9 protein-coding genes are annotated in these 12,149 nt (G+C 69.7%); 4 read left to right on the top strand and 5 right to left on the bottom strand.

Going from position 1 to position 12,149, the window contains the following annotated elements; genetic code table 11:
* Positions 1–34: 34 nt before the first annotated feature.
* Both ACWDTI_RS01640 and ACWDTI_RS01635 read left to right on the top strand, forming a co-directional pair.
* Positions 35–1,102: an MBL fold metallo-hydrolase gene (locus ACWDTI_RS01640; RefSeq protein ID WP_449736285.1), complete on the top strand. Its 1,068-nt coding sequence runs from the start codon at positions 35–37 to the stop codon at positions 1,100–1,102.
* 126 nt (positions 1,103–1,228) lie between these two features.
* Positions 1,229–2,467 (top strand): MFS transporter, encoded by a 1,239-nt coding sequence (locus ACWDTI_RS01635; protein WP_449736284.1) that lies wholly within the window; start codon positions 1,229–1,231, stop codon positions 2,465–2,467.
* Here ACWDTI_RS01635 and ACWDTI_RS01630 read toward each other — a convergent pair.
* Positions 2,427–3,506 carry a DUF3068 domain-containing protein gene (locus ACWDTI_RS01630; protein ID WP_449736283.1) on the bottom strand — a complete coding sequence of 360 codons (1,080 nt, stop codon included), beginning with the start codon at positions 3,504–3,506 and terminating at the stop codon, positions 2,427–2,429. The genes ACWDTI_RS01635 and ACWDTI_RS01630 overlap by 41 nt on opposite strands.
* A 40-nt stretch (positions 3,507–3,546) precedes the next feature.
* On the opposite strand from ACWDTI_RS01630, the gene ACWDTI_RS01625 reads away from it, so the two are divergent.
* Positions 3,547–4,746 carry an acyltransferase family protein gene (locus ACWDTI_RS01625; protein WP_449736282.1) on the top strand — a complete coding sequence of 400 codons (1,200 nt, stop codon included), beginning with the start codon at positions 3,547–3,549 and terminating at the stop codon, positions 4,744–4,746.
* Here the strand turns inward: ACWDTI_RS01625 and ACWDTI_RS01620 are convergent.
* From ACWDTI_RS01620 to ACWDTI_RS01610, 3 genes are read right to left on the bottom strand one after another with little or no spacing between them, the layout of a single operon-like run.
* Positions 4,632–8,870, bottom strand: coding sequence for an alpha-(1->3)-arabinofuranosyltransferase domain-containing protein (locus tag ACWDTI_RS01620; protein WP_449736497.1), 4,239 nt, complete (start codon positions 8,868–8,870; stop codon positions 4,632–4,634). The two genes, ACWDTI_RS01625 and ACWDTI_RS01620, sit on opposite strands and share 115 nt — an antisense overlap.
* Positions 8,871–8,889: 19 nt before the next feature.
* Positions 8,890–9,090, bottom strand: coding sequence for a DUF2613 domain-containing protein (locus ACWDTI_RS01615; protein WP_449736281.1), 201 nt, complete (start codon positions 9,088–9,090; stop codon positions 8,890–8,892).
* 49 nt (positions 9,091–9,139) lie between these two features.
* Positions 9,140–10,894 (bottom strand): CocE/NonD family hydrolase, encoded by a 1,755-nt coding sequence (locus ACWDTI_RS01610; protein ID WP_449736280.1) that lies wholly within the window; start codon positions 10,892–10,894, stop codon positions 9,140–9,142.
* A gap of 110 nt (positions 10,895–11,004) precedes the next feature.
* Between ACWDTI_RS01610 and ACWDTI_RS01605 the strand changes: the two genes are divergently transcribed.
* Positions 11,005–11,682 (top strand): TetR/AcrR family transcriptional regulator, encoded by a 678-nt coding sequence (locus ACWDTI_RS01605; RefSeq protein ID WP_449736279.1) that lies wholly within the window; start codon positions 11,005–11,007, stop codon positions 11,680–11,682.
* Here ACWDTI_RS01605 and ACWDTI_RS01600 read toward each other — a convergent pair.
* Positions 11,636–12,142 (bottom strand): universal stress protein, encoded by a 507-nt coding sequence (locus ACWDTI_RS01600; protein ID WP_449736278.1) that lies wholly within the window; start codon positions 12,140–12,142, stop codon positions 11,636–11,638. The two genes, ACWDTI_RS01605 and ACWDTI_RS01600, sit on opposite strands and share 47 nt — an antisense overlap.
* Between the last annotated feature and the right edge of the window lie 7 nt (positions 12,143–12,149).

The following is a 12,149-nucleotide window of genomic DNA, read 5'->3' as shown; positions in this document are numbered from 1 at the left end:
CGATTGTTGATTCAGGTCACAGAGGAGGACCCACATGCTCTCGTCCAGCCCCACGATCACCGGTACCCGGGTTATCGCACTCGGTACCGCCGGCGGACCCCGCTGGTGGAAGGGCGACCGCAAGGACCGCGCCGGGATCGCCACCGCGGTGGCCGTCGGTGACCGGTTCTACCTGGTGGACGCCGGACACGGTGTCGGACGGCGGATCCGTCAGGCCGGCCTCGAGCTGGCCGATCTGGGCGGCATCTTCCTCACCCACCTGCACTCGGATCACACCATCGACCTCCCGTCGCTCGCCGTCGTCGGGATGCTCGAACTGCAGAACCGGGTGTCCGATCCGGTGAGGCTGTACGGGCCGGGGAACCGCGGCATGCTGCCGGCCGTGTCGCCGCACGCGACCGTCGCTCCGCAACCCGTGGCCCCGGACAACCCGACCCCGGGCACATCGGAGATGTTCGAGGCGATCGTGCGGGCCTTCGCCACCGACATCAACGACCGCGTGCTCGATTCGCTGCGCACGTCACCGCTCGACCTGTTCGACGCCCGTGACATCGTGATCCCCGAGGGCGTCGGCTACCACCCGAACACCAACACCACGCCCGCGATGGAACCCTTCGTCGTACACGAGGACGACCGGGTACGGGTGACCGCCATCCTGGTCGAGCACCCGCCGATCGCCCCGGCGTTCGCGTTCCGGTTCGACACCGACGGCGGGTCGGTGACCATCTCCGGCGATACCTGCGAGACCGACAACATGGTGACGCTCGCCCGCGACACGGACCTGCTGCTGCACGAGGCGATCGACTTCGCATGGGTCGAATCGCAATACGCCGGCACGACCGACGAGGCGGGCCGCGCATCCCGGGATCACCACTACAAGTCCCACACCTCGGTGGAAGGTGCGTGCCGCATCGCCGAGCGTGCGGGGGCCCGCCGGCTCGCGCTGCATCACCTCGTTCCGGGCTCGGCCGACGAAACGGTGTGGGCGCGTGGTGAACGACTGATGCCCGGACGCTTCCTCGTGCCCGAAGATCTCGACGTCATCGAGGCACGTCCTCATGGCAGCCGGATTCCGCTGGCCGACGACATGCTCGCGAGCTGAGGAGGGGACACCATGACCACCACCGATTCCACCCAACCTGCCCGCCAGACATCACTGAACACGTCGGAGATGCGCCGCATCCTGGCGTCGAGCTTCATCGGCTCGGCCATCTAGTTCTACGACTTCATGCTGTACGCGACCGCGTCGTCGATCGTGTTCCCGAAGCTCTATTTCGCCGGTCTGGGACCCGGCCTTTCCGTCGTCGCGGCGTTCGCGACGCTCGCCGCCGGCTACTTCGCCCGCCCGCTCGGCGGCGTGCTGTTCGGCCATTTCGGCGATCGCTACGGCCGCAAGAAGGCCCTGGTGGTGTCCATGGTCGTGATGGGCGCGGTCACCGTCGCGATCGGTCTGATGCCGACCACCGCGCAGATCGGGATCATCGCGCCGATCGCACTGCTTCTGCTGCGCGTGATCCAGGGCATCGCGGTCGGCGGTGAATGGGGTGGCGCCGCGCTGATGGCGGTCGAACACGCACCCAAGAACCGCCGAGGATTTGCCGCGGCATTCGCCAATGCGGGTGGACCCGCCGGTGCGGTGCTCGCCACCCTGGTGCTCTCGTTGATGACCGTGCTCACCGGCCCCGGGTTCCTCGTGTGGGGCTGGCGCGTCCCGTTCCTGCTGTCGGCGCTGCTGATCGTGGTCGGGCTGCTGATCCGCCTCAAGGTGTCCGAGACCCCGGCGTTCCAGGCGATGCAGGCGGCCAGCGACGCACGGCGACTGCCGATCGTCGCCGTGCTGCGACGTCACATGGGTGCGGTGGTCGCCGCGCTGCTGGTGACGATCAGCGTCTACACGACGCAGGCGATCGTCACGGTGTGGGGCGTGTCGGTGGCCGTCGCGGCCGGCGAGGACAAGACGGCCATCCTCAACTGGAAGGCGGCGGCGGCCGTGCTGACGATCGTGGTGACGTTTGTCTCCGCGCGCGTGGGCGACCGCGTCGGTCTGCGCCGCGCCCTGGTGTTCGGATGTCTCGCGACCGCGCTCTCCGCGTTTCCGCTCGTGTTCCTCGTGGGCAGCGGCGAGCTCGGTCCCTACGCGGTGGCCATCATGCTGGGCAACGGTGTGGTGCAAGGTCTGGTCTACGGTCCGATCGCCGGCTACGTCGTCGGACTGTTCCCGCCGGACGTGCGGTACACCGGGGCGTCGATCGGCTATCAGGGTGCCTCGGCGCTCGGTGCCGGCCTGACGCCGGTGATCGCCTCGGCGCTGGTCCTGCTCCCGGTAGGTGGCCTGTGGTGGGTCGGTGCCTACTGGGCGGGCCTGGCCCTGGTCAGCGCCGCGGTCGCCGCGTGGTACCGGCCGCGCACCGACCGGTCGTCGGGCACTACCCGGGCGCCGGGCGGCGTCGCCGTCGCCACGGTGTGAGTCCGATGACGATCGCCGCCACTCCGGCGACGGCTGCGATGATCGGGATCACCCGACCCCACACCGTCACCGGAGAGGCGAGCGCGGTGGCGCGGCGCACCTGGGCGCGCTGCGTCTTGTCGTCGTAGGCGAAGGTGGCCGACAGATAGGTCACGCGGTGGTCGGGCAGGGCGGTGTCGATGAACCGGTACTCCTCGACGACGGTGATGCGTTCGTCGAGGATGGTGCCGGTCGCGGTGTCCACCGCCAACACCCACCGGCCGCTGTGGTGCAGCGTGGCCGTGAGCATGCGCGCCGGGTCCACGCCGGGCACCCCGAACCACGACGCAGGACGGGTGATGATCGTCGGCGGCGTGGTCTGCGCGTCGCCGTTGCCGAGCGTGTGCAGATCGGTGTCGGGGACGTCGGCGGTGAATCGCGCGGCGTCGTGGCCGTGCACGGTGGTGTCACCGGTGAAGCGCAGCGGCACGGTACGGCGGGTCGTCACGTCGAAGAACAGGCGATCCGACGACGCCGTGTCGAACGGCAACAGGTAGGTGTACCCGCGGCGATCGGGTGCGGGGACCGGCGGGGACCCGCTGTCGTATTGGATCTCCGAACTGCCGGGTGTCCCCGACCCGCCGCCGGCGAGGGCGGGCAGCGCGGTGGTCCGGTCGAGGGTGACGCGGTCGCGGACCGCGCTGATCGTCGGATCGGTGCACGCGCCGTCGCCGTCGACCCGGACCGACGTGCCGGCCTGCAGGGTCACCCGGTTGGCGTCGGACGGCTGGACCGCGACAAACCGCTGCTGCCGCGTCAGTTCCGTCTGCACGACCCGCGCCGACGATTCCTTGAGTGAGCACCGGTCGAGGATGCGGGCCGGTGCGGCGTCGACCGTGGTGCTCGGCGCGGTGGTCGTCACGTCGGTGGACAGCGGGATGGTGCGCAACGTGTCGACGAACAGCGTCGGCAGCGCGATCGCCACCGCCAGCAGGAAACCGCCGAGAAAGATGAGCGCCGGGCCGATGAGGTCGGACGTCGACAGGCGCGGTGCGGACATAATCGGCGAGCGTACCGACCCCGGTACGCTGTCGAGCAGCATGACCACCCGTTTCTATCCCCAACTCGAGGGGATGCGCGCGCTCGCCGCCATCGGGGTGCTCACCACGCACGTCGCATTCCAGACCCGCGCGGTGCAGTTCCCGGTGCTGGGGCCGATGCTCGGGCGCCTCGACCTGGCCGTCGCGCTGTTCTTCGGGCTCTCCGGTTTCCTGCTCTGGCGGCCATGGGTCTCCGCCGCGCACGGCGCCGGTGACTCCGGTGGTCGGGCGCCGTCGGTCCGCCGCTACTTCGCGCACCGGATCATCCGGATCTGGCCGGCGTACGCGGTGGTCGTCGTCGTGGTCCTCAGCCTGTTGCCGGATGCACAGACCGCCGACCCGACGGTGTGGCTGGCCAACCTGACGTTGACGCAGGTGTTCGTGCCGCTGTCGCTGACCGCGGGGCTCACCCAGATGTGGAGTCTGTCGGTCGAGGTCGCGTTCTACGCGCTGCTGCCGCTGATCGGATATGCGCTGCTGCGGCTGCGTGGTCTGCGGGTCGGCTGGCGGATCCCGGCGCTCGGCACCCTCGGCGTGGTCAGTCTCGGGTGGGGTTGGCTCGCGGTGGTGGCGCCGCACGCCGAGGGGGTGGAGCCGAAGAACTGGGTGTTCGGGCACCTGCCCTGGTTCATCACCGGACTCCTGCTCGCCGAGATCGCCGGGGCGATCGAGATCGAGGAGCACCGTCCGGTCCCGCGGTGGATGCGAGCGGTCACCCGCGTGAGTTCCCGGCGCCGGCTGATGTTCGCGGTCCTCGTCGTCGCCTACGCCCTCGCGTGCACCCCGCTCGCCGGTCCGACCGGACTCGGTGACCTCGCCGCGTGGCAGTTCGCCGTCAAGATCCTGCTCGGCGCGGTGTGCGGCTACGCGATCCTCGCGCCGCTCGTGTGTGGCGACGGTCCGTTCCGGCTGCTCACCTCCCCGGTGATGCTGGCCCTGGGGCGCTGGTCGTACGGCATCTTCATCTGGCATCTGGCCGTCCTTGCGGTCGTCTTCCCGCTCTTCGGCATCGTCCCGTTCGACGGCGATTTCGTGCTCGTGTGGACCATCACGGTCGGTCTCACGATCGGCGTCGCGGCGGCCAGCTATGCGTTCGTCGAAGAACCGGCACGGCGGTGGCGGCGCAACCGCGAACGGTCCACGACCGAGAGCGTCGACGCCCACACGGTCAGCGACACCGCGACGAACGCGGGCAGCTGAACCCACCAGGCGAACCCGTGGTAGCCGCCCGACGCGTGCCACGGGCCGCTCGCCAGACCGACGGTTGCGCACAGCATCGCCACGAACACCACGACCACCACCGTCGGCGGCCGCAACCACCAGGCGATCGCCGCCAGCAGCACTGACACCATCAGTCCCCACCAACCGGTCAACAGCCATGATCCGGCCAGCCAGGCGACGCCGGTGCCGACGGTGGCCGCGAGCGGCAACTGGGCCTGATCGACGGCCGGGGCCGGCGGTGCGGGCCGGTCGGCGCGGGCGCGACGCGGCCACCACGCCAGGGCGAACAGAACCGCCACCAGCGCCAACCCCACACCGAGAGACCATCGATACAGCGAATCGAAACGATAGGTGAGAGTGAGGGTTCCGCCCGCGCCGACCGGTACCACCCATCCCTGCTGCCACCCGTTGACCACCACCGGCCGCAGATCGTGACCGTCGAGGGTGGCCCGCCAGCCCGGGTTGGTGCTTTCCGGCACCACCAGGACGCGTTCGTGCACAACGGGATCGATGCCGATGGACCGGTGGGTTGCCGACCAGTCGGACACCTCGGGCACGGTCATCGCGTCGGTCGACGACGCTGTCGGCGACGCCGTCAGCGACACCTGTTCGACGGAGAATGCGGAGCCAGGGTTGACCGACAGTTCCTGCTCGCCGGCCCCGAGCCGGACCGGCGTTGCCGAACACGGATGCGCCACCACGGGTTCGCCGCTACGGAGCGCGTCAGCGGTGGTGTCGACCGACAGTCCGACCACCTGGCCGGACACCGTCAGGCCGATACCCGCGTCGCAGCCGATCCGGACGGGCCGATCTGCTGCGGATGTCGTTGGCGCAGGCGTGATCTCGACCTCGCTGAGCCCCGCCGGTGCGGGCCGCGCGAACCCCAGACTGTTGACGTCGATGAGATCGGCGGTCTTGGTGACGGTCAGGGTGATCCGGTCGGTGACCGCGGGGTCGAGGGTGACGACACCGTCGCGCCCGACGTCGCGTGCCTGTCGTCCGGTACCGAGATCGACGGTCACCCGGCGCGCGGCGGCGGGATATCCGCGTGGCGCCACCAGTCGGAGGCGCTCCACGCGCTGGGCGCGGGGCAGGTGAATGATCAATTCGGGGTTGGACTTTCGTTTGCCCGCCACGGACTCGGGGGCGGTCCAGGTGGTGGCGACGTCGCCGTCGACGACGGCACCGGGATTGCCGCGGGGGTCGTCGACGGCAGTGGAACCGTCGGCCGTGATCCGACCGGGTGCCGACAACAGGGCGCGCAGCCCGTCGCCGGGTTGTGGTCGCAGGATCACCGTCGGCGCGACATCGACCGCGCCGGGCACCGACAGACTGCGCGTGAAGATCCCGGGCGTCTCCGGAGAGAGGCCGAGCCCCGGTGCACAGCGCACCCTGGTGTCGTCGTCCACACAGGCCGACCGGCCCGAGAGTTCCTGTGTGAGCAGCCATTCGGCGACGTTCGTGCCGGCCGGGAGTGTGGGGAGGGCAACGCGGTGGCGGATCGTCAGCGGACTGTGGGTCGCGAGGTCGGTCACCGACAGTTCGCCGATCGCGAACTGGTTGCCGCCCAACCCATCCGATGCCGAGATGGCACGGATCTGCACCCAGCGGGTGGGTCCGCTCGGTGCGGTGACCGTGACCGGCCGGCCGGGCCGCACACCCTGCGTGACGGCACTGCCGGCTTCGGTGGACACCAGGATTCCGGTGACGTCGGCCCCGATCGCCTTCGCGGTGGTGATGGTGAGCGCCAGATCCCTTCGGGGCTCGGTGAAGTCGAGACGCAGCCACTGTCCGACGGCGGAGTCCAATCCGCTGCTGACCCAGGCGGTGCCGGGATCGCCGTCGAAGGCGGCCGCCGGTGCGTTGGCCGGCGACGTCTGCCCCAACTGGGTTGCATCCGAGGCGGATCCGGATGCCGAGACGCGCACCTGGCCGGGCTGGTTGTTCAGCAGCCACTGGGCGGACACGAGGGGCTGACCGTCGACGGGGTAGTCGGCGGCGGCGTTCTGTGTGCGCCGGGGGTCGCCGGCCGCGCGGATGGCGGAACTGTGGTCGTCGACCCGACCGAAGTCGGTCTCCCGATCGGTGGGGGTGTCGGTGACGATGGTCGGCTGCTGGGCGAGTCCTGCGCGGCGTGCGTCGGCGTCGAGCACTGCCGGGCCCATGGGTGGGAGTCCGGCCCAACCACGTTGTGCCTGAACGTAGGCCAGCGCCTCGGGCCCACCGGCGATCCGCGGCATCGAATCCGTGTCTACGAGCGCCGGTCCGGTCCCGGGGAACCCGTTGACGGTGCGGACCGCATAGATCGTGATGGCCTGCATCGCGGGCCGTAATCCGTTGTCGCGCACCACTCCGGGTACCGTGGCCGGTCCGACGTCCGGCCCGAACCCGGCGACACGTACGAGTCCCGGGGAGGTGTCGAGCGCCTGCCGTGCGACCAGGGGCCGGGCGGATCGTGACGTGTCGGGATCGAGGTCGGCGCGCAGGACCACATACCCGATGCCCTGCTGCGCCAAAGTGGCAGCCAGACCGGGGGATCCGCGGCCGTCGGCGATGTCGCGCTGCACGGAGTCGAGGGCGCGGATCGCGCCGGGCGGCGTGAGCGGGATCGCGTCGCGCACCGCCCACGGCGTGTCGGCGAGGGGTTGGATGGGTTCGTCGCGGGTCAGCCCCCAGAGTTGATCGGCGAACGGCGCGCCCGGCACGACGATGCTGCGCACCGGCGCCGTGGCACCGGCCGGACGAGCATGCGCCGACAGCCATTTCGCCGTCGCCGACCAGTAGTCGGGCATTGCCCGGTAGGTACCGTTCGGCGCGATCTGGCCGGTCCACATCAGCGACCCCGCCCCGATCGCGGCGACGAGCACCACGATCGCCGCCGCCACCGGTCGCGATCGTTGCGGATGGGCGAACCCGCGCAGCGTGTCCGACACCGTCGCGCTGCCGGGCAACGGGACTCGCGCGAGCAGATGCGCGACGCCGAGCACCAGCGGGAGACGGATGAACGGTTCGAACTTGTGGATGTTGCGCAGCGCTGCGCCCGGGCCGTCGAGAAACACGCGTACCGATTCGGCGATCGGTGAACCGAGCTGGCCGGCGTACCCGAGGCACATGAGCAGCAGCCCGACCACCAGGATGGTGACGAAGCGTCCCCGAAACGGCATGTGCCGCATGCACAGACCGGCCAGGCCGGCGGCCGCCAGGACACCGGTCGCCAGCACGGCGGCCGGCTGGGTCACCAGCACCGCCCCCGCGACCCGTTCCGGGGAGACGAACGGCGTCCAGGAACTGGTGCCGCGCAACACCTCGGTCAGCGACGTCCATTCGGTCGTCACCCGCGACGACTCGATGAAGTCGAGGAACGGCGGCGACACCCGCGAAAGGATCAGCAGCGGCACCATCCACCACGCGCAGGCGAGCACGAGGCCCAGCGCCCACCATGCGCCGAACCGCCACCAGCGGCGCAGATCCTCGCCGGTGCGTCGTCGCAGCGGCAGAGCGAGGACCCACCACGCCACCGCCACCCCGAGCGCCGCCAGGGTGGCGACGGCATTGACCGCGCCCATCAGCGCCACCGCCGCAGCCGACTGTGCCGCACGGCGCCACACCGGATCGGCGTCGTCGCGCCGATCGAGTGCATACACCACCGGCAGCAGCACCCACGGGGCGAGCACCATCGGCAGTGTCTCCGACGAGATCGATCCGAGCGTGGTCAGCACGCGAGGACTCAGGACGAAGATCAGTGCGCCGATGACCCGGGAGCCGGGCGATCCGAGGCGTAACGCCTCGGCGAGGCGCACCACCCCGACGAAACCGATGACCAGCAACAACGCCCACCACAACCGCTGGGTGATCCACGGCGGGACGTGCAGGATGTGCCCGGCGGCGAAGAAGGTGCCGTGCGGGAAGAAGTAGCCATAGGCCTGGTTCTGGACCTGGCCCAGCGGCGCGTTCGGGCTCCAGAGGTGCGCCGCGCGTGCCAGGAAGCCGAGGGGATTGGCGGTGAGGTCGAGCTTGGTGTCGGCGGCGATGCGTCCCGGGGACTGCAGCAGCGCGACGATCAGGGCACAGGCGGCGACAACACAAACACCCCGACCGGACAGTCGCCGATCGAGATTCGGGTCAGTTGTTGGCTCCGGTGTCACCACGCGTGCCGTAGTCCACCGATCCCTGCACGAATCCGTTGTTCGCGTTGACGCTGTTGACATCGGTCGAGGGACTCGTCTCCGTGGACAGGAAGCCGCCGAGGAACACGGCGCCGAGACCCACCAGGACACCGGCAACACCGGCGATCGCTCCGGCCACGAGACGGTTGTTGGTCATGGCGACGAACGTACCATTCCGATCGGACTTTCCGATGTGGACGACCAGATCAGTGCGGCAGAACGGGTATCAGCAACCGCGACGAGCTGGCGATCGTGTTCCGGCTGGGTTCGCCGACGTCGGCGTGGCGGAAGCCGAGGATGGTCGGCGCGTCCTTGCCCTGGTCGGAACCGGCGACCACCAGTCGGAGGCGATGGCCCGACGCGAGGTGACGCGCGTTGGCGACCACCGGGATGCGATAGGTGACCTGTTCTCCGACGGGGATGGCCACCGGAGTGGTGCACGGAAGGACCGGCTTGCCGGGGCGACTGCGGTCCTCGTCGACGGTGCGCAGCGATGCCCGAAGCCAGCCGCCGGTGATGGGTGTGGCGGTGTCGTCGGGGGCGACGTCGTAGAGGATGGCGATCCAGGCGGTGTCCACACCGGTGATGGTGGCGTCGAGCCGCAGTTCGAAATCGCCGGCGAGGTCCAGTGGCGCGTCGGTGGCCGGGCTGTCCCAGACGAGTCGGTCGGCGGGGTTCTGATCGTGAGCCGGGTCCGCGGACCGCGGCATGCTCATGCCCAGCGGGACGTGGAAGTAGGTGCGCGTGCCGGGCTCTCCCTCGTCGGGGTCGAGGATCCCGTCGGCGCGCAGCGCATACTCGACGATCGTCGACTCGGCCGGCGGCCAGGTAGTCGCGGTGCGCCACTGATCGCTGCCGGGCATCGCATACCGGATGGGGTCGCCGTCCATGATGCCGGTGTCGGCGCCCTTGAGCCAGTGGTCGTACCAGGCCAGTGCCTCGATGTGCATGCTCTCCCACGGCCAGTTCAGGCCGCCCGCGGGCAGCAGGCTCATTCGCACATTTGGGTTGTGCGACAACGCTTCCCACGAGGTGAAGGTGCCGGGCAGGTGCATGATCACGTTGTCCCAGTCGCAGCCGAGATAGACCGGGATGTCGACGTCGGCCAGAGCCGCGCGGCAGTTGCGCTCCGCCCAGAAGTCGTCGTACGTCTGGTGCTCGACGGCCACGTCACGCCACAGCTGTCCGAACGGATCGTCGGGGTAGCGGGCCTCGAGCACCGGCTTCAGTGTGGCGGCAACCGCCTCGCCGTTCACGTTCGCGAGCCGATGATGGACGTGCTTCTCGCTGAGCACGCCGCTGAGCAGCTTGAGCGCCTTGCTGCGCCACAGTCGGTCGGTGCGCTGGCTGAGCAGCCCCACCGCGCTGATCCACGACCCCATGAACGACGACACGAACAGTCCGTGATGGGACACCAGGTCGAAGCAGTTCTCGTTGGTGCCAAGCGGGAGAATCGCTTTCAGTGACGGGGGCTTCTCGACGGCGGCCGAGATCTGCACCATCGCGAAGTAGCTGATGCCCAGCATCCCGACGTTCCCGTCGCACCACGGTTGTGCGGCCACCCACTCGATGAGGTCGTACAGGTCGTCGCGTTCCTGCTGATCGAAGAACGTCCATGTGCCGTCGGAGCCGCCGGTGCCACGCGCATTCGCGATCACATGGACGTAGCCGCGCGGGACGAAGAAGTCACTCGCGCCCGCCTCCACGAAACCCAGCGGGGCGCGGGTGTTCTGGATCTGGCGTGGGTAGGCGGAGAACGAGACGAGTGCGGGGGCCGGGCTCTCGGTGTCCGGCCGGAACAGGTCGGCGCGCAGATCGATCCCGTCGCGCATCGGCACCGCCACGTCGTCCGTCTCGGTCATCGTGTGGGTCGGTTCGCTGAGGTTTCGGAACTCGCGATCGGTGGTCTGGATGCCGTTGAGGCGGCGCTGGTCGGGGGCGATGCCGGATACCTGGGGCATGGCGGACTCCAAAGCTGAGGTGAGCATTTTAGTAGTGCAAAAAACAATTTAAGTGTCACTTAAAAGCATGGCATGATGGGTAGGACTTGGCAAGAGGGGAGAATGACCGGATGCCACGGACGACCCGGCAGCGAGAGGCCGGCGAACAGACTCGGCTGGAGACCCGGCGGCGGTTGCTGGTCGCCGCGCGAGAGGTGTTCGCGGAGCTCGGCTACGCCCGCGCGACGGTGGCGCGGATCGCCGAACGGGCGGGGGTCACCGTGCCCACCCTGTATTCCGCCTGGGGCAGCAAGCGCGAACTGCTGCGCGGGGTGATGGAGGCGGCGGTCAGCGGTTCGGACGACAAAGGGGTCGACGCGACCGCCCCACCGGTTCCGATGGCTCCGCCCGGTCCGACCGCCGAGCCCGAGGAGTTGCTCCGGTTTCTGGTACGGCAGTTCCGGATGCTGGCGCAACGATCGGCCTTCGGCTGGCGTACGTATCGCGACGCCGCGGCGATAGATCCCGAGGCGGCCGACGACTGGGCCACGCTGATGGAGATTCGCCGCACGAACTTCCGTCATCTCGTCGGCCAGTTCCCGGCCGAGGCGCTGCGTCCCGGACTGAGTCACGACGCGGCGGCCGATACGGCGTGGGTGATCGCGAGTCCCGACACCTACGACCAGCTGGTTCGGTTCGGCGGGTACTCGCTCGACGAGTTCGAGGAGTGGGTGGCGACCACGCTGGCCGCGGCCATCCTCGCTACAGGGTCACCGCCGGCTGCTTCTCGCAGCGCGCCGGAACGATGAACACCGGCCGGTGGCAGTGCTTGAGCACCCGCTCGGCGACGCTCGAGTGCAACAGCGCCTTGAGGCCGGATTCGCCGCGGGTTCCGGTCACCAGCAGGTCGACCTCCAGCGCGTCGGCCGCCGCCACCAGCGCCCCCCACACGGTCGACTCCACCTCGACGAGGTTGCCGCGCGCATCCAGGCCGACCGATCTGGCGAGTTCGACGCCCCGCGTGTTGATCTCGGTGGCCTCGGCCCGCAACTCGTCGTCGACGCCGGCTTCGAGGCGGGTGTCGATGAACGGCTGCATCCCACCGGTGAGCGAGGACAGTCGCGCCGGTGACATACCGCCGGGCTCCCATGCGGTGACGACGACGGCTTTCTCGGCGCGCAGGAATTGGCCGGCGTAGCGGATGGCGCGGTCGGCATTGGGGGAACCGTCGTAGGCGATCATCAAGACCTGTGTGGACCCCACGTCCATGCGCCAA

The sequence above is a fragment of the Gordonia sp. NPDC003424 genome (genome assembly GCF_053588655.1).
Note: the sequence above shows the minus strand (reverse complement) of the source record. Positions and strands in the feature narration are given on the sequence as shown.

Coding starts and splice junctions, on each gene's coding strand:
- ACWDTI_RS01640 (WP_449736285.1), top strand. CDS start 35: ATGCTCTCGTCCAGCCCCACGATCACCGGTACCCGGGTTATCGCACTC.
- ACWDTI_RS01635 (WP_449736284.1), top strand. CDS start 1,229: ATGCTGTACGCGACCGCGTCGTCGATCGTGTTCCCGAAGCTCTATTTC.
- ACWDTI_RS01630 (WP_449736283.1), bottom strand. CDS start 3,506: ATGTCCGCACCGCGCCTGTCGACGTCCGACCTCATCGGCCCGGCGCTC.
- ACWDTI_RS01625 (WP_449736282.1), top strand. CDS start 3,547: ATGACCACCCGTTTCTATCCCCAACTCGAGGGGATGCGCGCGCTCGCC.
- ACWDTI_RS01615 (WP_449736281.1), bottom strand. CDS start 9,090: ATGACCAACAACCGTCTCGTGGCCGGAGCGATCGCCGGTGTTGCCGGT.
- ACWDTI_RS01610 (WP_449736280.1), bottom strand. CDS start 10,894: ATGCCCCAGGTATCCGGCATCGCCCCCGACCAGCGCCGCCTCAACGGC.
- ACWDTI_RS01605 (WP_449736279.1), top strand. CDS start 11,005: ATGCCACGGACGACCCGGCAGCGAGAGGCCGGCGAACAGACTCGGCTG.
- ACWDTI_RS01600 (WP_449736278.1), bottom strand. CDS start 12,142: ATGGACGTGGGGTCCACACAGGTCTTGATGATCGCCTACGACGGTTCC.